General features: G+C 62.3%; 11 protein-coding genes. 7 read left to right on the forward strand and 4 right to left on the reverse strand.

What is annotated here, in order from left to right; translation table 11 throughout:
* Window positions 1–89: 89 nt before the first annotated feature.
* From CFR71_RS09020 to CFR71_RS09030, 3 genes are read right to left on the reverse strand one after another with little or no spacing between them, the layout of a single operon-like run.
* Window positions 90–1,589, reverse strand: coding sequence for an efflux transporter outer membrane subunit (locus tag CFR71_RS09020; RefSeq protein ID WP_110530348.1), 1,500 nt, complete (start codon window positions 1,587–1,589; stop codon window positions 90–92).
* Window positions 1,589–4,744, reverse strand: coding sequence for an efflux RND transporter permease subunit (locus CFR71_RS09025; RefSeq protein WP_110530350.1), 3,156 nt, complete (start codon window positions 4,742–4,744; stop codon window positions 1,589–1,591). The genes CFR71_RS09020 and CFR71_RS09025 overlap by 1 nt, the downstream gene beginning before the upstream one ends.
* A 6-nt stretch (window positions 4,745–4,750) precedes the next feature.
* Window positions 4,751–5,938, reverse strand: a complete 1,188-nt coding sequence (locus CFR71_RS09030; RefSeq protein WP_110530352.1) for an efflux RND transporter periplasmic adaptor subunit — start codon at window positions 5,936–5,938, stop codon at window positions 4,751–4,753.
* 127 nt (window positions 5,939–6,065) lie between these two features.
* On the opposite strand from CFR71_RS09030, the gene CFR71_RS09035 reads away from it, so the two are divergent.
* Entirely contained in the window at window positions 6,066–6,779 is a 714-nt protein-coding gene (locus CFR71_RS09035) for a TetR/AcrR family transcriptional regulator (RefSeq protein ID WP_239020334.1), read from the forward strand.
* A 103-nt stretch (window positions 6,780–6,882) separates the two neighbouring features.
* Here the strand turns inward: CFR71_RS09035 and pgm are convergent, their stop codons facing one another.
* A complete protein-coding gene (gene pgm / locus CFR71_RS09040; protein WP_110530355.1) occupies window positions 6,883–8,544 on the reverse strand; it encodes a phosphoglucomutase (alpha-D-glucose-1,6-bisphosphate-dependent) in 1,662 nt (553 codons plus the stop codon).
* A 612-nt stretch (window positions 8,545–9,156) separates the two neighbouring features.
* On the opposite strand from pgm, the gene glgA reads away from it, so the two are divergent.
* The 6 genes from glgA to treY all read left to right on the forward strand — a co-directional run bounded on the left by glgA (window position 9,157) and on the right by treY (window position 21,674).
* Window positions 9,157–10,740, forward strand: a complete 1,584-nt coding sequence (gene glgA, locus CFR71_RS09045) for a glycogen synthase GlgA (protein ID WP_110530357.1) — start codon at window positions 9,157–9,159, stop codon at window positions 10,738–10,740.
* Window positions 10,741–10,801: 61 nt separating this feature from the next.
* Window positions 10,802–12,970 (forward strand): 1,4-alpha-glucan branching enzyme, encoded by a 2,169-nt coding sequence (gene glgB, locus CFR71_RS09050; protein WP_110530359.1) that lies wholly within the window; start codon window positions 10,802–10,804, stop codon window positions 12,968–12,970.
* Window positions 12,967–15,090 (forward strand): glycogen debranching protein GlgX, encoded by a 2,124-nt coding sequence (gene glgX / locus CFR71_RS09055; RefSeq protein ID WP_165832071.1) that lies wholly within the window; start codon window positions 12,967–12,969, stop codon window positions 15,088–15,090. Before glgB ends, glgX begins: the two co-directional genes overlap by 4 nt.
* Window positions 15,087–16,865, forward strand: coding sequence for a malto-oligosyltrehalose trehalohydrolase (treZ, locus tag CFR71_RS09060; RefSeq protein ID WP_110530361.1), 1,779 nt, complete (start codon window positions 15,087–15,089; stop codon window positions 16,863–16,865). Before glgX ends, treZ begins: the two co-directional genes overlap by 4 nt.
* Window positions 16,858–18,912 carry a 4-alpha-glucanotransferase gene (malQ, locus tag CFR71_RS09065; protein ID WP_110530363.1) on the forward strand — a complete coding sequence of 685 codons (2,055 nt, stop codon included), beginning with the start codon at window positions 16,858–16,860 and terminating at the stop codon, window positions 18,910–18,912. The genes treZ and malQ overlap by 8 nt, the downstream gene beginning before the upstream one ends.
* Window positions 18,909–21,674, forward strand: a complete 2,766-nt coding sequence (treY, locus tag CFR71_RS09070; RefSeq protein WP_110530365.1) for a malto-oligosyltrehalose synthase — start codon at window positions 18,909–18,911, stop codon at window positions 21,672–21,674. Before malQ ends, treY begins: the two co-directional genes overlap by 4 nt.
* Window positions 21,675–21,940: the final 266 nt, after the last annotated feature.

A 21,940-nucleotide genomic window follows, 5' to 3' on the forward strand; every position in this document is an offset into this window, starting at 1 on the left:
TCGGGCCGATCCCGCCGACGATCATAAAAGGTCGTTGGCGGTTTTTTATCCGCCGCATCCATGAAGCAGGATGACGGACGCCCCTTTCCCTATCCTTTCTTCCTGTCAGAAGATCCGGAGGATGCCGTAGCGGTCTGCTGCACCGTCTTTTCGGTCCATCCGCCCCCCAGCGCACGATAAAGCGTGACCAGGTTCTGGTATTTCGAAACCAGCACGAAGATCTGCCACTGCTGGGCCTGATACAGGGAGCGCTGTGATTCAAGGGTGGTCAGGTAGGAATCCGTCCCGGCTTCGTAGCGCATCTTCGCCAGCCGGTAGGCATCGGCCGAGGACGTGACAAGCTGGTCAACCTGCTCGCCTTCATAATGGTAGGCCGAACGTCCCGCCAGCGCGTCGGCTACTTCACGGAACGCTGACTGGACCGTCTTTTCATAGGCCGCGACCTTGACGTTACGTTCCGCACGCGACGCCTTGAGGTTGCCGCTGTTTTGTCCCCAGCTCAGCAGGGGGACCTGCAGCTGCGGGGAAACCCCCCATGTGGTGCCGGCCGCCGTGAACAGGCGATGCGGCTGCAGGCTGCTGATGCCGTCCGATGCCGTCAGGGTGATGCGTGGATAAAACGCTGCCTTTGCCGCGCCGATATCGGCATTGGCCGCCTTCAGGTCATGTTCCGCCGCGATAACGTCCGGGCGGTGTTCCAGTACGTCGGATGGCAGGCCGGGCGGCAGGTCCTGCATCAGGGTCTGCTGACCGAACGGACGCGGCGGCGGCAGGTTGTCCGGGATTGGCGCACCGATCAGAAGCGTGAGGAGGTTCGTATCCTGCTCCACCCGGCGCTGTGAATCCGCCATGAAGGCGGCACTCTGTTCCACCTGCGTTTCGGTCTGCCGCAGGGTGAGCTGGTCCGCCTCCCCATGTTCGAATCTGGCCCGGACCATGTCCAGGGTGGCCTTTTGCGAATTCATGGTTTCTTCAGACAGCTTGAGGGCTTCCTGATCCCCCAGCCACGAGATGTAGGCGTTCGCAACCTGGGCAATGATGCTGATGAGCATGGCGCGCGCATTATCGCGCTGCATCAGCGCATGTTCGGCCGCCTCCCGGGAGAGACTGCGGATACGGCCGAACAGGTCGATTTCATAGGATGAAAAGCCGATGCCCATGTTGAAGTATTTGAACATGGGCGGGTTGGATCCGGCGTCCAGACCTGGCGCGAAGCTCAGACCCGCGGCGCGGGACGGTCCCTGGAACATCGCGCCCCCATTGCCGCCGATCTGGGGAAACAGCCCGGCATGCTGGATGTCGAACTGTCCCTGTGCCCGGCGGACGTTGGCCGCGGCCTGCCGCAGGTCACGATTGTCACGTATGGCAATGGCAATCAGCGCCTTCAGTCGCGGATCGGTAAAGAATTCCGACCAGCCGAGATCGGCGGCCAGCGTATTTTCCATGACCGGCTGGCCTGTGGTCGCATAGGACGGCCAGCTTTTGGAAACCGGGGCCACGGGCCGCTTGTAATGCGGGATCATGGTGCATCCCGTCACAAGCGCGGTTACGGCGCACAGCGCCACACCACGAAGTGAAACCTTGTTCATCAGTGCTCTCCCCCCGGGAGTTCAGGGGCTGTGGTGGGTTGCGCGCGTTCGCTCATGCGGCGCACCTTGAACAGGCGCAGGACCACGACAAAGAACAGCGGCACGAAATAGACAGCCAGCAGTGTCGCCGTCAGCATGCCCCCCACCACGGCGGTGCCGATGGCCACGCGCGCGGCCGAACCTGCGCCCGTTGCGATCGCCAGCGGGAACACGCCGACCACGAACGCGATGGAGGTCATGAGGATGGGACGCAGGCGTTCGCGCCCGGCTTCGAGCACGGATTCTTCCAGCGTGGCGCCATTTTCGAAAAACGCCTTGGCGAATTCCACGATAAGGATGGCGTTCTTCACCGCCAGTCCCACCGTGGTCAGCAGTCCGACCTGGAAATAGACGTCATTGGCCATGCCACGCAGCAGGGTCGCGACAATCGCCCCCAGCACGCCCAGCGGGATGACCAGCAGCACGGCGAATGGGATGGCCCAGCTTTCATACAGGGCGGCAAGGCAGAGCAGGATGACGGCCAGCGCCAGCGCATAGAGCGGCCCGGTGGAGGAACCCGATGCCATCTGTTCGAACGACAGGCCGGTCCATTCGTAACCGATGCCGGGGGGCAGCTTGGCAAGGATTTCCTTCATGGCCGCGATCGAATCACCCGAACTGTAGCCGTAAGCGGGCTGGCCAAGGATTTCGAAGGCGTTAAGGCCGTTATAGTCCTCGACCTTCTGCGGCCCCACGATCCACTGCCCCGAAACGAAGGCATTGAACGGCACCATGCCACCCGTGGCGTTGCGGATATACCATTTGTTCAGGTCGTCGGGGATCATGCGGGAATCCGCTTCGCCCTGGATATAGACCTGCTTCACACGGTCATCTCGCATGAACTGGTTGACATAGATCGAGCCCAGCGCGCCCTCGATGGTGGTATTGATGTCGGCGATGCTGATGCCCAGCGCATTCGCCTTTTCGCGGTCGATGTCCAGATGGAACTGTGGCGCGTCCTCCATGCCATTGGGCCGCACTGCCGCCAGACGGCGGTCTTTTGACGCAAGGCCCAGCACCATGTTGCGCGCCGCCAGCAGCTGGGCATGGCTGACGTGGCCGCGATCCTCCAGCTCCAGGTCAAAGCCGGTGGCATTGCCCAGTTCCAGGACCGCGGGCGGGTTGATGGCAAAGATCTGCGCCACCGGGTCGCCCCAGAAATGCTGCATGATCCGACCGGCAATCGCCGTGGATGTCTGCGACGCCGCCGGGCGTTCGTCCCAGTCCTTGAGCCGGATGAAGAAGGCGCCGGCGCTCTGGCCCTGTCCGGCGAAGTTGAAGCCGTTCATGGCATAGACGGATTCGACGTTCCGGCCCTCGGTCCTGAGGATATAATCGCTGACCTTGCTGTTGACGGCGGCCGTCTGTTCCAGCGTGGAGCCGGGCGGCATGGTGATCTGGCCAAAGATCAGGCCCTGATCCTCATCCGGCAGGAAGCCGCCCGGCAGTTTCATGAACAGCCAGCCAACACCCGCCGTGATCAGCACGAACGCCAGTATGGAAAGACCTGCATGTCCCAGCACGCGGCGCACGCCGTTCTGGTATCCATTGGTCAGGCGCGTGAAATGCCGGTTGAACCAGCCCGCGGCTCCCGTCGTCTTTTCATGCGTGCCGGGCTTGAGCATGGTGGCGCACAGGGCGGGCGTCATGATCATCGCCACCACGACCGACAGCCACATGGCCGCGACAATGGTGATGGAGAACTGCCGGTAAATCACGCCGGTCGAGCCACCAAAGGCGGCCATGGGCAGGAACACCGCCGTCAGCACCAGCACGATGCCGACCAGCGCCCCCGAGATTTCATCCATCGACTGGCGCGCCGCTTCGGCGGGGGAGAGCTTCTTCTCCGTCATCACGCGCTCGACATTCTCGACCACGACAATGGCGTCATCCACCAGCAGGCCCACCGCCAGCACCATCGCCAGCATGGTCAGGGTATTGATGGAAAAGCCCAGCGCGGCAAGGATGCCAAACGTCCCCAGCAGGACCACCGGCACCGCGATCGTGGGGATCAGGGTCGCGCGGAAGTTCTGCAGGAACACCAGCATCACCAGGAACACCAGGGCGATCGATTCGGCCAGGGTGATGACCACTTCCTGGATCGACAGGACGATGAACGGCTTCGTATCCAGCGGATAGACGGTCTTGAGCCCCGGCGGAAAGAACTGCTCCAGCTCATGGATCTGCGCGCGCACCGCCGTTTCGGTCTGGAGCTGGTTCGCGCCGGGGGCAAGCTTCAGCGCCATGCCGGATGCCGGCATGTTGTTGTAGGCGGAATAGGTGTTGTAGGTCTGCGGTCCCAGTTCCACATGGGCCACGTCACGGATGCGCACCTGTGATCCGTCCTGCTGCACCCGCAGCAGGATCCTGCCGAATTCCTCGGGCGAGCTCAGGCGCGTCGGGCCGATGATGGTCGCGTCCAGCCGCGCGCCCCTGACTGCGGGCACCCCGCCGAGTTCACCCGACGAAACCTGGATGTTCTGGGTCTGGATCGCGGTCTGCACGTCGCCGACCGTCAGGCCGTATTTGTACAGCTTGTTCGGGTCCAGCCAGATGCGCATGGCATATTCGGAGCCGAACTGCGTATGGTCGCCCACGCCCGTGACGCGGCTGAGCGGGTCGGAGATATTGGACGATACATAATCGGCAATATCCGCGCCGCTCATGCTGTTGTCGGTCGAAATGAAGGCGATCACCATCATGAAGTTCTTGACGGCCTTCGTAATGCTCAGCCCCTGTGCGGTGACCTCCTGCGGCAGGCGTGGCTGGGCCAGCTGCAGCTTGTTCTGCACCTGCACCTGCGCGATGTCGGGGTTGGTGCCCTGCGCGAAGGTCAGGTCGATTTCCATCTGCCCCGATGCGTAGGACTGCGCGGAGATGTATTCCAGATGGTCCAGCCCGAACATCTGCTGCAGGATCGGGCGCACCACCGTATCGTTCACCGTGTTGGCGGACGCGCCGGGATAGGTCACCGATATGGCGATCTGTGGCGGGGCGATGCTGGGATACTGCGCGATGGGCAGCCGGAAGATCGAGACCCCGCCGACAAGCATGATGATCAGGCCGATCACCCATGCGAAGACGGGCCGGTCGATGAAAAAGCGCGACAGCGACATGGGGTGTTATCCTGCCTTGGCCGGGGCGGCCGCGTCGAGCGGGGTGACGGTGTCGCCCGGATGGATTTTCTGCAATCCTTCGACCACCACGCGCTCATCCCCCTTCAGCCCGTCGGTTACGAGCCAGTTCGTGCCAATGGCCTGCCCGACCGTGATCGGGCGCAGGCTGACCTTGTTGGCGGCATCGATGACCCAGACCTGCGGATCGCCATGCGAATTGCGCAGCACCGCCTGCTGCGGCACCAGCAGCGCCTTCGGGTCGGTGCCTTCCATAAGCTGGGCATGCACATACATGCCCGGCAGCAGCAGCTTGTCCGGGTTGGGCATGATCGCCCGCACGATCACCGTGGCGGTCGATTCATCGACGTTGACTTCGGAGAATTCCATGCTGCCGGGATGTTCGTATTTCGTCCCGTCCTCCAGCTGGATCGACACGCTTGCGGTGTTGTCCCCGTTGCGCTGCAGCCGTCCCTGCGCCAGTTCGCGGCGGAAGCGCAGCAGTTCGGTGGCCGGCAGGTTGACGTCCACATAGATGGGGTCCAGCCGCGTCACGATCGCCACGTTACTGTTCTGGTTCGCGATCGCCAGCGCACCGACCGTCAGCAGCGACCGTCCGATCCGCCCGGTGATGGGGGCATACATCTTGGTATAGCCCAGATCGACGGCCGCGCGTTCGACCTGCCCCTGCGCGGTCAGGATCTCGCCCTGCGCCTCTTTCTCGGCGGCAAGGGCATCGTCGTAATCCTGCTGGCTGACGGCATGGGCACGCACAAGCGGTCCGTAACGGTTGAGCTTCGCGCGCGCCGTCATCTCCGCCGCCTGCGCGCGGACCAGTTGTCCCTTTGCCGAATCATAGGCAGCCTGGTACGGGGCGGCATATATCTGATACAGCTGCTGTCCGGCGGTGACGTCCGAACCTTCGGTAAACAGGCGCTGTTCGATTACGCCGCTGACCTGCGGGCGGACCTGCGCGATTTCAAAAGCCTCCGTACGTCCGGGCAGCGTGGTGGTGATTTCAACAGGTTGCGCCTTGAGCGTCACAAAGGTGACCTGCTGCGGGGGCGGCGCAGGGGGGGCTCCCTTGCGGTCACAGCCCGCAAGGGCAAGCAGGACAGCGGCCGGGGCGATGGCCTGAAAATAACGCTGGCTTTTCAAAGTCTTGACCTTGCCTTTGCAGTCTGTCTGCCACGACATCGGAAAAATCCTGTTTCAGAATGCGGCATGCACGACGTGCCCGGGGGAGACGGAGGAAAAAGAAACCACTTGGTTTTCTAGGGAATGAAAACTATATCGTCTTCATAAGGCGGTCAAGCCGTCTGTCGTGACACGGCGTACGCAACTGGGCGAGGTGATGGAAAACAGCAACAGCCATAAATTGCAGGATACAGCCTGCCCCCCTGCCGAGGAAAAGCCGCGTTGCGGCCGCCCGCCGGAGATGGAGGAATGCGTCAGGCGTGAACGTATCCTGGAGGCTGCGTGCAAGGTCCTGCAAAAGCACGGATACCACGGTGCATCGATGGACAAGGTGGCCGAATGTTCGGGCATGTCCAAGCGCACGCTGTACAAGATGTTTCCGTCCAAGCTGGAACTGTTTCAGATCCTGATCCGTGATCGCCTGTTCGATGTAAGGCCACAGGTGGCGCCCGAGGCCACGACGGCGGAAGAGGAACTGACCAGCCTGCTGATCGATCTGGCGCGCACGATCCTGCGTCCGGACCGTATTTCCCTGATCCGGGCGATCATCACGGAAAGTTCCGAGTCCGAGGACGTGCGCGAAATCATCGCGACGCTGGAAACCGGTGGCGAGGATAATGCGCTGGAGACGTGGCTGCAGGCCTATTGCAGGCAGCACGGATATGCCCGCACCAACGTCCGTTCATGGGGAAAAATGCTGTTCGGGATGACGGTGGGCGATTTCATTTTCGAAACGCTGGGCTGTGCGCAAAAGCCCCTTACCTGCGACGTCATCCAGCATCGCACAGGTATGGCCGTGCGGATTTTCCTGTCTGGCCTGAAAAGCATTCACCCCGCCTGAACCATGAAAACCGCATGTGTGACGCGGCTATGGCCCGGACGGGGTGTCAGTCAGTGTCAGTCACAGAAAACCGGGCCATGATCGTGGCCCGGTTGTCGTAAAATCAGGCCTTCGCCTTTTCAAACAGGGTTGATACGACCTGCTGTGCCTCCTGCTGGATCTGCTTGAGGTGATCCGCGCTGATGAAGCTTTCGGCATAGATTTTGTAGACGTTTTCCGTTCCGGACGGACGGACCGCGAACCAGCCATCTTCCGCCGTGACCTTGATGCCACCAAAGGCGACGTTGTTCCCCGGCGCCTTTGTCAGCCTGGCGCGCACGGGCTGTCCCCCCAGTTCGGTCAGATAGGCAAGCTGATCGGCGGAAACCTTCTTGAGCAGTGCCTTCTGTTCAGGGTCGGCCGCGACATCGATGCGGGCATAGAACGGTGTGCCCAGCTTCTGGGTCAGCTGCGTATAGATCTGGCTGGGATCAAGTTTCGTCTTGGCCGTGATTTCCGCCGCCAGAAGGCCGAGGATGATCCCGTCCTTGTCCGTGGACCATGCGCCCGCGTCATTGCGCAGGAAGGACGCGCCCGCGCTTTCCTCCCCGCAGAAGCCCAGGGAGCCATTGCTCAGCCCGTCGACGAACCATTTGAACCCGACCGGCATTTCCACGAATTTGCGGCCCAGCATCTTGGCGACGCGTTCGATCATCGCGCTGCTGACCAAGGTGATGCCAACGCCGGCATCCTTGCCCCATCCCGCCCGTTGGTTGAACAGGTAGGAGATTGCTGCCGAAAGATAATGGTTGGGGTTCATCAGCCCGGATGTGCGGGTGACAATTCCATGACGGTCCGCATCGGTGTCATTGGCGAACGCGACGTCAAATTTGTCACGCAGGTCGATCAGCCGTGCCATAGCATAGGGCGACGAGCAGTCCATGCGGATCTTGCCGTCCCAGTCGGCGGTCATGAAGCGGAAGGTGGGATCGACTTCCTCGCTGACGACCGTTGCGTTGATGCCGTAACGTTCGATGATCGGCTTCCAGTAATGAACCGCGGCACCGCCCAGCGGGTCGATCCCGATCTTTACGCCCGAATCACGGATGGCCGCCATGTCGACGACATTTTCCAGGTCAGCGACATAGGGCGTGATGTAATCGTATTTGTGGACATGTGGCGACCTGAGGGCCTGCGCATACGCGATGCGGTGCACGCCTTCCATCCGGGCCTCAAGGAACTCGTTGGCCTTGTTCTGGATCCATGTGGTGACGTCGGTATCGGCCGGACCGCCGTTGGGCGGGTTGTATTTGAAACCCCCATCCTCCGGCGGGTTGTGCGACGGGGTGATGACCACGCCATCCGCCAGATCGGTCTTGCGACCGTGGTTATAGGTCAGGATCGCGTGGGAGATGACGGGTGTCGGGGTATAGCCGCCATCCTGATCAATCATCACCTGCACCTTGTTGGCGGCGAACACTTCCAGCGCACTGGCCAGTGCCGCTTCGGACAGGGCATGCGTGTCGATGCCGATGAACAGCGGGCCAGTGATGCCTGCCTTGGCGCGATAGAGGCAGATGGCCTGGCTGATGGCGAGGATGTGGTGTTCGTTGAAGCTGTTGCTCAGCGAGGAACCGCGATGTCCCGATGTGCCGAACGAAACCCGCTGTGTCGGGATCTTCGGGTCAGGCTTGCCCGTGAAATAAGCGGTCATCAGACGTGGAATATTGACCAGAATGGACGCCGGTGCGGGTTTCCCGGCCAGGGGACTGATATTGGTGGACATTAGGTGTCTCCGTGAAAGGATTTCGGGTATGTGGGGTGTCCGCCTGGACGATCACGGGAATATCTCGTTCATTCAGTGACGATCTGTACATGATGAAATGTGCCTGCGTCGAGACGGGAAATGGCGGTTCATGTATTTTGTCGCGGACCTGCGGGAATGGCCATGGGATGGAAGCGATAGACCGCGTGCAGGCGATGTTGAAAGACAACGATGTGTCTGTTTTGCAACATCCGCCGGAATGACAGGTTTAAATATGCATGCTCATATCCACATTCCCATAAAATTGGTCATACCCTGTGTTTATACTTTTTCTGTCCTGCGTGGTAATTGACGCAGATCATCGGCAATTACTGACATAATCATGCAGCTGTCAGCAGGTTTCCATTATTCCGGCATATGGTGCGGAATTTCAGGGCAGGATGCTTTTTCAAGTATTAATTAATATGTTTTTTAATAAATTAATCCGGAAACAAAATAATATTCAGGAAATATTATGTAAATATTCCCCCCTCCCCATACATCACTTAACCGTGATTGCCGCACCGTGGCAGTCAGTCTGCGTTGCACGAAGACAGACTGTTCCACGGTTTTCGCAATGGGGGCCTTTCGCGGATGAATTTTGCCAGTACGCATCCAGCCTGCCCGGTGGAACTGCTGTCCGTAGCATCGGAAATGTTTCCTTTTGTAAAAACGGGGGGACTTGGCGACATCGTCGGCACCCTTCCCCATGCGCTGGCCCGCCACGGGATCAGGACGCGCACGCTGGTGCCGGGATATCCCGCGCTTCTGTCGGCGATGGGAAACCCGCGATGCGCCGCGCGCTTTTCGGATGTGCTGGGACATTCCGGGACGATATGGGAAAGTTGCTTGTGCGGGAATGATATTTTCATACTCGACGTGCCCGCCCTGTATGACCGTCCCGGTGACCCCTATATGGGGCCGGACGGGAATGACTGGCCCGATAACGATATCCGTTTCGCCGTTCTGGCCCGCGTGGCGGCACACATCGCGCAGGGCATGATCGATGGGTATCGTCCCGACCTGGTGCAGGCCCATGACTGGCAGGCCGGGCTGACGGCGGCATACCTGCATTATGACGGTTCTGTCGCGCCGCCTGTCATCCAGACGATCCATAACCTTTCCTTTCAGGGCTGTTTTCCACCCTCCGCCCTGTCCCGCCTGGGCCTGCCGGAACGGGCCATGTGCATCGACGGTGTGGAATATTACGGCAATATCGGTTTCCTGAAGGCCGGGCTTCATTTCTCCGCATGGATTACGACCGTATCGCCCACCTATGCGTGCGAAATCCAGACGCCCGAAGGGGGCATGGGACTTGGCGGGCTGCTTCGGACACGCTCGCGGGTGCTGACGGGCATCCTGAACGGGATTGATACCGACATATGGGACCCGGAACATGATCCCGACGTCCATTTCCCCTATCGCCTGCGCGATCTTGCGGGACGCAGGCCCAACAAACGGGCGCTGCAGGCGGAATTCGGCCTGCCGCAGGATCCCGATGCGTTCCTTCTGGGGATCGTTAGCCGCCTGACGATGCAAAAAGGCATCGACCTGCTGTCGCAGGCCGCTGACGAAATCCTGCAGGACAATACCCAGCTTGTCGTGGTTGGCAGCGGGTCCCTGCCGATCCAGCGCGAACTGTCCGCCCTGCAGCGTCGTTTTCCCCGGCGGTTTGCCTGTCATCTGGGATATAGCGAGGCGCTGGGCCATCGCATGCCGGCCTCGGCTGACGCCATGCTGATGCCTTCGCGTTTTGAACCGTGCGGCCTGACGCAGATGAGCGCGTGCCATTACGGCAGCGTGCCGATTGCATCCCGGGTGGGCGGACTGGCGGATACCATCGTTGATGCCAATGCGGCCGCGATCGCGGGCAATGCGGCGACAGGGTTCCTGTTTTCCCCCGTCGATGCGCAGGCCCTTGTCGCGGAAGTGCGGCGCGCGCGCATGGTTTTTCGCGACCCGGCCGCCTGGTCCGTCCTGCAACGCAACGCCATCGCCTATGACGTTTCGTGGTGTGGCAAGGCAGCGCAATACGCCAACCTGTTCCGCGCGGTTGTCGCGCGCGCGCGACCGCAGTTGCGCAGCGATGACAACGTGGTTCCCCTGCGTCGTGACGATCCGTCCGCGCGGCGCGCGATTGCCCGCCAGCCCAGGCCACGCACCAGAATCCCGCACTGAATATCGCGATATTCCTTTCTGTGACGCGACTGTTTTCGAAATGGCGGCGGATTTCAAAGTAATGCCAAGACCGGATGATAAACTCCTTTATTCCATTCCCGATGGAGCCGGCGCGCTGTTTGATGGCACCTGTGGCGACCCGTTTTCCATTCTGGGGCGGCATAATGCAGGGTCCGTTGATATCATACGTGTCTTTTACCGCGACGCGCGCCGGGTGCGTCTGGTGGTCGCGCGACGCAATGGCGGATGGACTGAACGCCCGATGCGCCGCGTTGACGATGGCGGCCTTTACATCGGGCATGTTTCCGCGGGGGCGGCCTATCGCCTGAAGGTGACATGGGCCGACGGGGTGGAGGAAACGGCCGATCCCTATTCCTTTCCCCTGCTGCTCAGCGAACATGAAATGGATCTCTTCCTGTCAGGCCGTCCCGTCAGGCTGGATCAGGTCATGGGCGCGCGTCCCATGCGGGTCGAGGACGTCGCGGGGGTGCGTTTCGCGGTATGGGCGCCGCATGCCCGGCGTGTATCGGTCGTGGGGGATTTCAATATCTGGGATGGACGCCGCCATCCGATGCGGCTGCGGCATGAGGCGGGCATATGGGAAATATTCATTCCCGGGATCGGCGCGGGGGAACGGTACAAATACGAAATACTGGACCATAACGGACGCATTGGCCCACACAAGTCGGACCCTTTTGCCCTGTGCGCCGAAATCCCGCCCGCCACCGCGTCGATCATTGTCGCCCCCTCCCCTTTTACATGGACCGACGGGGAATGGATGCGCGATCGTGGGCTCAGGCAGGCCGATGAGGCCCCTATCGCGATATACGAGGTCCATGCCCCGTCGTGGCGTCGTCCCACGGGCGATCCCGCCCTTACCATGTCATGGGATGACCTGGCGCGCGAACTGCTGCCACATGCGCGGGACGGGGGCTTCAGCCATATCGGCCTCATGCCCGTCATGGAACATCCATCCGGCTGGGTATGGGGCTGTCCGCCGCTGGGACTGTTCTGTCCTTCGGCGCGGCACGGGCCGCCGGAAGGCTTCGCGCGTTTCGTGGATGCATGTCATGCCATGCAGACGGGGGTGATCCTTGACTGGGTGCCTGATCGCCTGCCCCCCGACATGCACGGGAATGCCTGTTTCGATGGCACGGCATTATACGAACATCCGCATCCCCCCGCCACTTCCCTGATGGAAGGAAGGCCGCTGTTTTATGATCTGGGGCGCCGTGAAGTCCGCGGTTTCCTGATCTCCAGCGCCCTGATGTGGCTGGAGCGCTATCACCTTGACGGGTTGCGCGTGGATACGCAGCCCGTTCCGGCGGAACAGCAGGAAGAAATGGCTGTTTTCCTGCGCGAACTTAACGAAGCCATTGCCGAACGCGTGCCGGGCGCTGTTGTCATCGCGTCCGATACCCTGTCGGCATCCGGCGTCACCGCGCCCGTGACGCACGGCGGCATGGGATTTTCCTTTCAGTGGAATACCGCCCTGCCGCGGATGCTGGCGGCCTATATGGAACGCGATCCGTTATGGCGCGGCGGAGATCATGCGGGCATCATCGCCCGGTCGGATACGGCATTTTCAGAAAAGTTCATTCTCTGCCACGCACATGTCGAAGGGATGCGCGACGGGCGGTCGCTGCTGTCGCGTCTGGCCGGGGATGCGTGGCAGAAACAGGCGTGCATGCGGACATACCTGTCGTTCATGTGGGGCTGGCCCGGCAAGAAGCTGCTTTTCATGGGGCTGGAACTGGCGCAGCAGGGCGTATGGAACCCCGAAGGGCAGCTGGACTGGGAGGCCTCGCGCCTGCCCGCGTCGGTCGGAATGCGTCGCATGGTGGGGGACCTGAACCGGCTTTATCGTGCGTATCCCGCCCTTCATCGTGGCGACTGCGTGCCTGACGGGTTTTCATGGGTGATCCGCGACGATACGCAGAACAGCGTCTTCGCCTGGCTGCGGCATGCGGCGGACAGCGCGCCCGTGCTGGTCATCTGCAACATGACACCCGTGGTCCGCCATGATTACCGTGTCGGCGTGCCCTATCGGGGATACTGGCGCGAAATCCTCAACAGCGACGCGGTTGAATATGGCGGCGCCGGCGTGGGAAACGCAGGCGGGGTCCATGCGCACGATCATGGGGCGCACGGGTTTGAACATTCCTTCGTCCTCAGCCTGCCGCCCCTGGGCATGCTGTATCTCAGCATGGCACAGGCCGACCTGTCATGACGACATGGCCCACCCGGCTGGAGGCAGGCAGCCCCTATCCGCTTGGGGCGACATGGGACGGGCTGGGGGTCAATTTCGCCGTGTTTTCCGCCCATGCGCAGCGCATGGACCTGTGCATTTTCGACAAGGCGGGCCGCCGGGAGGTCGCACGTTTCTGCCTGCCGGAATACACTGACGAGGTCTGGCATGGATACCTGCCCGAAGGGCGCCCCGGCCTGCTGTACGGATTTCGCGCCTTCGGGCCTTATGATCCCGTGCGCGGGCACCGGTTCAATCCGCACAAGCTGCTGCTTGATCCCTATGCACGGGGGCTGCACGGTTCGCTGGTCTGGTCCGACGCGCTGTTTGGGTACCGTATCGGCGGACCACGCGGGGACCTGTCCTTCGACCGTCGCGACAGCGGGCAGGCCATGCCCAAATGCGTGGTGAGCGGCGGCGGGTTTGAATGGGGCAAGGACCGCCTGCCCGCAGTGCCGTGGGGACGTACCGTCATCATGGAGGCCCATGTGCGTGGCATGTCGATCCTGCGCGACGACATCCCGCCAGCCGAACGGGGCACGTTCCGCGCCCTGTCGCATCCCGCCATGATCGAATACCTGACGAAGCTGGGGGTGACGACGCTGGAACTGATGCCCGTACAGGCCTTCGCGCGCGACCGTTTCCTGCTGGAACGCGGGCTGACCAATTACTGGGGTTACAGCACGCTGGGTTTCTTCGCCCCGCATCCGGCCTATCTTTCGGATGGGTCCGTGCATGAAATGCAGGCCGCGATCCGGCGCCTGCATGAAGCGGGGATCGAGGTCATCATGGATGTGGTCTACAACCACACCTGCGAAGGAAACGAACTGGGGCCGACGCTGTCATGGCGCGGTCTGGACAATGCCACGTATTACCGGCTGGTCCCTGCTGACGAACGGCATTTCATCAACGATACGGGCTGTGGGAACACGCTGAACCTTTCGCACCCGCGCGTGTTGCAGATGGTGATGGACTCCCTGCGTTACTGGGCGGTGAATTTCCATATCGACGGTTTCCGCTTTGACCTCGGCACCACGCTGGGTCGTGAATCCTATGGCTTTGACCCGTGTTCGGGATTTTTCGACGCCCTGCGGCAGGACCCGGTGCTTTGTCGGCTCAAGCTGATCATGGAACCGTGGGATCCGGGGCCGGGTGGCTATCAGCTGGGCAATTTTCCGCCCGGGCTGGCGGAATGGAACAACCGCTTCCGCGATACCACGCGGCGGTTCTGGCGCGGTGATGAACTGCAGCGTGGCGACATGGCCGTACGCCTGTCGGGATCGGGGGACCTGTTCGACCGTCGCGGCCGGCGTCCGTGGGCCTCCATCAATTTCGTGACGGCGCATGACGGGTTCACCCTGATGGATCAGGTCAGCTACGCCGAACGCCATAACGCGGCGAACGGCGAAGACGGGCGGGACGGGCATGCCGACAACCTGAGCGCGAACTGGGGCGCCGAAGGGCCATCGGACGATCCGGGGATCAACCGGACCCGGACCCTCGTGCGCCGTGGCATGCTGGCGACGCTTCTTCTGGCGCAGGGCACGCCCATGCTGCTGGCGGGGGACGAGTTCGGACAGACCCAGCAGGGCAACAACAATGCCTATTGCCAGGACAATGCGACAAGCTGGCTTGACTGGTCGCGGGCCGACGAAGCACAGGGGCGCGAAATGCGGGCCTATGTCGCGAAACTGACCGCCCTGCGTCAGGCGCATCCGTCGGTCCGGGGGGACACGTTCTGGCACGACCGGCACTGTCCCTCCCCCGATATCACGGATATTTCGTGGCATGCCGCCGATGGCACGGCCATGACGCCGGAAAAATGGAACGATCCCAATGATCGCGTGCTGGGCCTGCGTCGTGCCTGCCGTCACCCTGCCGGGGCGGCGGATGTCACGTTCCTGCTGCTCAATCCCGGTTTTCAGGATGCCACGTGCACGCTGCCCGATCCGGATGGGGAATGGCGCCTGCTGCTCGACAGCGCGGAACCATCCGGTCCCCTGACGGGCGAAAGGATGGCGCGCACGGTGCGGGTCGCGGCCCATTCCATCCTGTTCCTGTCTTTCACGCCACAGGGCGTAGCGAAAGAAATGCCATCATGAGCACACGTCACGCCTATCGCACCACGATGGGGGCCACCGTGCTGGATCCGTCGCGCACGCTGTTCCGGCTGTGGGCCCCGTCATGCGATGACGTCTCCCTCCAGATCGAGGACGGGCAGCCACCGCTTCCGATGCGCAGGGATGCCGAAGGGTTCTTTGAATGTATCGCCCCGGTGGGCGCGGGCACGCGCTATCGCTATCGCATTGGCCCGGACCTTCTGGTGCCGGACCCGGCGTCACGGGCGCAGCCGGATGATGTGCATGGCCCCAGCATGGTGGTCGATCCCAACGCCCATGAATGGCGCAGTACGCAGTGGACCGGACGCCGATGGGAAGAAACGGTCATATACGAGGTGCATGTCGGACTTGCCGGTGGCTTTCGGGCCCTGTGCGATGACCTGCCCCGTCTCGCGGCGCTGGGGGTAAGTGCCGTCGAACTGATGCCGCTGTCGGAATTTCCGGGCGGCCGCAACTGGGGGTATGATGGCGTGCTGCCTTACGCGCCGGAATCTTCGTATGGCACGCCCGGGGATCTGAAGACCCTGATTGATACCGCCCACCGGATCGGGCTGATGGTCTTCCTCGATGTCGTCTATAACCATTTTGGCCCTGACGGAAATTATCTGGCGCAGTACGCGGCCCCCGTGTTCCGCGCCGGGTCCCATACCGCATGGGGGCAGGCCATTGATTTCAGCGTGCCGCAGGTGCGGACCTATTTCCTGGATAATGCGCTGTACTGGCTGATGGAATACCGTTTCGACGGGCTTCGCCTCGATGCGGTGGACGCGATCACGGAACGCGACTGGCTTGTGGAACTGCTGATGCGCGTACGCCGGACGGTTGAACCGGGCCGACGCGTCCACCTGATGCTGGAAAACCGCAACAATGACGCGGACCTGCTGCGATGCGGGTTCGATGCACAGTGGAATGACGATGGCCATAACGTCCTGCATGTCCTGCTGACCGGCGAGACTGAGGGATATTACGGCAATTTTGAAACCGGCACGGCACGTGAACTGGCGACCGTGCTGCGTGATGGCTTCCTGTTCCAGGGACAGGTCGAACCCGTGACCGGCGCGCCGCGTGGCAGCCCCAGCGGCGACCTGCCTGCCACCAGCTTCATCCTGTTCCTGCAGAACCATGACCAGACCGGCAACCGTGCCTTTGGCGAACGCCTTGATGTCCTGGCGGACCCACGCGCCCTGCGGGCGGCCTATGTCCTGCTGCTGCTGTCGCCCCAGATCCCGATGCTGTTCATGGGCGAGGAATGGGGCAGCACGCGCCCCTTCCTGTTCTTTACCAGCCATAATGAGGCGCTTGGCCATATCGTGCGTGATGGCCGGCGCAGGGAACTGTCGGCCTTTTCATATTTTTCCGATCCGGCGAAATGCGAAACCATTCCCGACCCCAACGATCCCGCGACGTTCGAGGCCTCGCGCCTGTTGCAGTCGGATCGTCTTTCGACCGCGGCCCAGGACCGCATCAACCTGACCACGCGCCTGCTTGCCCTGCGGGCGCAATGGATCATCCCGCGCCTGCGTGGTGCGCACGCGCTCGACGCGCAGGCGCTGGGCCCCGCGGCGGTCATGGCGCGCTGGCGCATGAACGATGACGCGATCCTGACGATCCTGCTCAATCTGGGCGCCGCGCCCGTAACCGATATCCCGCCCTGCGCGGACCGGCTGCTGTGCGCCATTCCGCCCCGTGACGTGGCGGAGGAGCATCTGCCCGCGTATGGCGTCAGGGTTTTCATGACGGAGGGCGCGCATGGATGAACGTGTGCCGGGCGCGCGGCTGCGCGCCCTGGGGCTGAGTTCACGCTGGCAGGACGCGGCGGGACACAGGCATCATGTCAGCGTGGATAACCTGCGGCACCTTCTCCGGGTGTTGGAAAAGGAAGAGGCGGCCCTTGCGGAAACGCCGGTCCTGCCCCCGCTGGTCGTGACAGAGGTTGATCGTCCCACCCCTCTGCCCGGCGACGTGCTACGCGGAAGCGGGACATTCCATCTGGAGCTGGAGGATGGCGGATCGCTGGAGGGATTCCTGCGCGCGCAGGCCGACGGCACCTGCAGGCTGCCGGCCGTGCCGCAGCCCGGATATCATCGGCTGCACGTTGCTGACGCCGTAACGACCCTTGCCGTAGCACCCACGCGTTGCTGCAGCGTGGCGATGCGGGCGGGCAGCGATCATCCGCGCCTGTGGGGCATGGCGGCGCAGATATACGGCCTGCGCACCGCGCATGATGGCGGGATCGGGAATTTCAGCGCGGTTGAATCGCTGGCCCGCCAGGCGGCGGCGCATGGGGCCGATGCCCTAGCGGTAAGTCCGGTACACGCGATGTTCGCGGCCGTCCCACAGCAGTACAGTCCCTATTCCCCCTCCAGCCGCCTGTTCCTCAACGTGCTGCTTGCCGATCCGCGCTGTGTTTTCAGTGGCCATGACATCACCATGGCGATGCATGCGCAAAAGGACATGGGCGACGATCTGGCGCGTCTGGAAAGTGCGGCGCTGATCGACTGGCCACGGGCCGCCCGCCTGCGCATGGCGTTGCTGCGCAGGCTGTACGATGACGTCATCGCCCCCGCGCCACCTGCCGACATGACCGATTTCGTGGCGCGTGGCGGCGCGCCTCTGCGACGTCATGCCATTTTCGAGGCCCTGCACGCGCACGAAATTGGAAAAGGGTCAAAAGGCGGGGACTGGCGCATGTGGCCGGCCTCCCTGCGTCGTCCCGACAGCGATGAAGTGGACGGGTTCGCGCGTTCCAATCCGTCCGAGGTGGGATTTCATGAATTCCTGCAATGGATGGCGGCCACCAGCCTGCGTCGCGCGTGCGAAGGCGCACGTGGCGCGGGAATGAAAATCGGCCTTGTCATGGATATGGCGATTGGCGTCGACCCGGCGGGAAGCCAGTGCTGGGCGCAGCAGGAGCAGTTCCTGACCGGCCTGTCGATCGGCGCCCCCCCCGATGTCCTCAGTCCGATGGGACAGAACTGGGGACTGACGGGTTTTTCCCCCATCGGGCTGCGCCGGCATGGATATGCGGCGTTCATCCAGACACTGCGCGCGGGGTTCGCGCATGGCGGCGGGCTGCGGATCGATCATGTGATGGGATTGCAGCGACTGTGGATCATCCCCGAGGGCGGCGCGCCGACCGACGGGGCATATCTGGCCTTTCCGGGGCAGGACCTGATGCGCCTGATCGCATTGGAATCCCTGCGCCACGCGGCCATCGTGGTGGGCGAGGACCTGGGCACGGTCGCCCCTGCCTTCCGTCGGGAGGCACGGCGGCATTCCATCATGGGGATGAGCGTCCTGTGGTTCCAGCGCCACGGGGACGGGACGTTCATGGAGGCCGGGGAATGGCCCCCCGGCTCTGTCGGGATGACGGGCACGCATGACCTGCCGACCGTGGCCGGCTGGTGGCTGGGGACCGATATCGACTGGCGCGAACGGCTGAAGCAGGTTGGCCCGCGCCGGAGCCTGCGCGCGATGCGGACGGAACGCCAGGCGGAGCGCACGGAACTGTGGCGCGTGTTGAACGCGCAGGCGCCATCCGCCCCCGTCCCCCCCATCACGCCCGAAGGGGCGCAGGAAGTCGTGGATGCTGCCGCCCGGTTTCTGGGGATGACGGCGGCGCAACTGGTGATCCTGCCGCTGGAAGATGCCCTTGGCCTGATCGAGCAGCCCAACCTGCCCGGCACGGTTGACGGGCATCCCAACTGGCGGCGTCGCTATCCCGCCTCCACCCGCCCCATCCTGTCGGATGCGGAGGTCGCGGCCAGGCTGGCGCTGGTGCGCAAGGGACGCGATGTATCATGAACGACCTGCGCGCGACCGTCCGGCTGCAGCTGCATGCGGGCTTTACCCTTGATGACGCGGCGGCGCGGGTTCCCTATTTCGCGCGCCTGGGGCTGAGCCATGTCTATGCCTCCCCTATCCTGAAGGCGCGTCCCGGTTCCACCCATGGGTACGACACGCTGGATTATGGCTGCGTCAATCCGGAACTGGGGGGGGAGGACGCACTGCGTCGTCTGGTCACATGCCTGCGCGCGCACAAAATGGGACTGATTGCCGATATCGTGCCCAACCACATGGCCGTCGGCGGTTCGGGCAACCAATGGTGGGAAGACGTGCTGGCATGGGGACGCGACAGCCGTCATGCCCATTTCTTCGATATCGACTGGCATGCTTTCGCGCCATGGCTGCATGGGCGCATCCTTGTCCCGTTCCTTGATCGCCCATATGGAAAGGCGCTGAAGGACGGGATGCTGCGCCTTGGCCTCGATGCGGCGACGGGGATGTTCTTTGTCCACCATCACGAACATCGTTTCCCCCTCTGCCCACGCGATTACGGCGCCATGCTGTCTGGCGTGCGGGCGCCACCCGGGCTGTGCGAGGAACTTTCCGCCCTGGGCGCCGATCATCTGGGTGCCGAAAATACCCGGACGCAGGCATGCCGCCACGCGCTGTCACGGCTGGTGGCATGGAGCGGGTCGGAGGCGGGACAGGCCGCGATCTCGGCACTACTTGACCAGCATGACCCGACGGGCGCCTGTGGACGGACCCGCCTGCATGACCTGCTGGAACGGCAGTCCTATCGGCTGGCATGGTGGCGGACGACGCCGGATCTCATCAACTGGCGACGTTTTTTCGATATAACCGGCCTGGCGGCCCTGTGCGTCGAACATGAAGACGTGTTCGACGCGGTGCATCGCCATATTATCGACCTGTACGCGGACGGGCTGATCGATGGTGTGCGCGTCGATCATGTCGATGGCCTGACGCGTCCGGCCTCCTACTGCCACCGCCTGCGTCAATGCCTGTCGGCGGTGCGGCACCTGCGTCCGCCGACCGCGCCTGACAGCCTTACCATCCATGTCGAGAAAATATTGCATGAGCGCGAACACCTTCCTTCATCCTGGAATGTCGACGGGACGACGGGATACGACTTCATGGATCAGGTTTCCGCCGTGCTGCATGATGCGGCGGGGACGGCGGTGCTGGACGGGCTGTGGCGCGACCATGTGAGTGACAGCCCCACCTTTGCCATGACGGAATACAATGCCCGTTACCTGATCCTGCGCAATACGTTCCCGGCGGAAATGCTCGGCCTGCGGACCCGGCTTGCCATGATCGCGGCGGCGGATATCGATACCCGCGACCATGGCATGGAACGGATCGGGGTCGCCCTGCAGGCCCTGTTGGTGAACTTTCATTATTATCGAACGTATTTTTCTGAAAATGGTCATGAGCGCCATCATGCGGATCATGTGACGCTCAACGTTGCTGCGAAAGCTGCCCGTTCCGATCTTCTGCCGTCGTATCATGATGTTCTGGAATGGATCACGACAATCCTTGGCAGGACCGGCGGGCAGGATGCCGCAGTGTGTAACGCGCAGGAGCGTTTTGAGCACCTGACGGCACCCCTTGCCGCAAAATCCGTTGAGGATACCGCCTTTTACAGATACGGGCGATTGCTGTCGCGCAATGAGGTCGGTTCCGACCCGGCGCGGATCTGCCTGCCTGTGGCGCGGTTCCATGATGAAAACCTGCGTCGCCACAGGATGTTTCCAGATACGCTTCTGGCGACGGCGACACATGACCACAAACGCGGCGAAGACGCGCGCATGCGTATCGCCGTGCTGAGCGGGATTGCCGGACAGTGGCATGCGCTGGTCAATCGGTGGATCGTGGGGAATGCCCATTGCCGCGAGCATCGGATGATGCCGGACCGCGCGGACGAACTGATCCTGTATCAGGCGATGCTGGGGGCATGGCCGCTGGAACCATGGCCGGACGCGGCGGCCCGACAGGATTTTCAGGAGCGCATGGCCGCATGGCAGCTCAAGGCATTGCGTGAGGCAAAGCGCCATACCAGTTGGACGGATCCTGACGCGGGATACGAGGACGCATGCCGTGTGTTTCTTGACCGCCTGCTGGATCCCGCGCTCTCTGGGGCGTTCATGACCGACATGCATACGCTGGTTGGCGCGATTGCACCTGCCGCCGCGCTGAATGCGCTGGCGCAGGTCGTGCTGCGCTGCACCCTGCCGGGAGTGCCTGATCTGTATCAGGGAACGGAGTTGTGGGATTTCACGCTTGTGGATCCGGATAACCGGCGGCCGGTTGATTATGGCCTGCGTGAAAAATTCCTGCGGCAGGCGACGTCCCTGCGGCAACTGGCGACACGATGGCGGACGGGGGAAATCAAGCTTCACCTCCTCCATCGCCTGCTGGCATTCCGCGCGGAACATCCCCTTGTGTTCCAGGCTGGATCCTATGAACAGGTCGAGGTATCTGGACCGGCGAGGAAACATGTCATTGCCTTTGTAAGACGGCATGAACGGCGATCCCTGCTGACGGTTGTCATGCGCCATTCATGGGGACTGCTTCCCTCCCCCCACGATCTGAGTCTTGAGACCGGCATGCTGGCGCAGACGCATCTGGTCCTGCCGGTGACGGGACGCGGGTCGTGGCGCAGCATATTGCATGCAGACAGGAACCATGAAGAAAATGGCAATCTTTCACTGTCGTTTCTGCATGGCATCATTCCGGTGGAATGTCTGTTTCAGGATGGATGAATACTGGAACGGCACATCGGATACGCGTCGTCTTTTTAAAAAACCGATATCAAAACAAATAAAATGGCAATTAAAATGATACGGGATGTCATTGCCATTCCGTAAAAATAAACGTGTGTCCGCAGGGGGACAAATAAAGTGGTTTTTCGCCACATACGGAATTATGTTTTTTTTGTGGCGCCGAGTCCGCGTGGGAACGTGGGGCATAACATGGGCAACCTGAAATGTCATGACATGTAAAATGCCTTCATCAGGACGCCGACCAC

Source organism: Novacetimonas pomaceti, from assembly GCF_003207955.1.
In the GTDB taxonomy this organism is placed as follows: domain Bacteria; phylum Pseudomonadota; class Alphaproteobacteria; order Acetobacterales; family Acetobacteraceae; genus Novacetimonas; species Novacetimonas pomaceti.

Bases quoted from the DNA above. Each gene is read 5' to 3' on its own strand.
- treY (WP_110530365.1), top strand. From the start codon at position 18,909: ATGAACGACCTGCGCGCGACCGTCCGGCTGCAGCTGCATGCGGGCTTT.
- CFR71_RS09025 (WP_110530350.1), bottom strand. From the start codon at position 4,744: ATGTCGCTGTCGCGCTTTTTCATCGACCGGCCCGTCTTCGCATGGGTG.
- glgA (WP_110530357.1), top strand. From the start codon at position 9,157: ATGAATTTTGCCAGTACGCATCCAGCCTGCCCGGTGGAACTGCTGTCC.
- CFR71_RS09030 (WP_110530352.1), bottom strand. From the start codon at position 5,938: ATGTCGTGGCAGACAGACTGCAAAGGCAAGGTCAAGACTTTGAAAAGC.
- pgm (WP_110530355.1), bottom strand. From the start codon at position 8,544: ATGTCCACCAATATCAGTCCCCTGGCCGGGAAACCCGCACCGGCGTCC.
- glgB (WP_110530359.1), top strand. From the start codon at position 10,802: ATGCCAAGACCGGATGATAAACTCCTTTATTCCATTCCCGATGGAGCC.
- treZ (WP_110530361.1), top strand. From the start codon at position 15,087: ATGAGCACACGTCACGCCTATCGCACCACGATGGGGGCCACCGTGCTG.
- CFR71_RS09020 (WP_110530348.1), bottom strand. From the start codon at position 1,589: ATGAACAAGGTTTCACTTCGTGGTGTGGCGCTGTGCGCCGTAACCGCG.
- malQ (WP_110530363.1), top strand. From the start codon at position 16,858: ATGGATGAACGTGTGCCGGGCGCGCGGCTGCGCGCCCTGGGGCTGAGT.
- glgX (WP_165832071.1), top strand. From the start codon at position 12,967: ATGACGACATGGCCCACCCGGCTGGAGGCAGGCAGCCCCTATCCGCTT.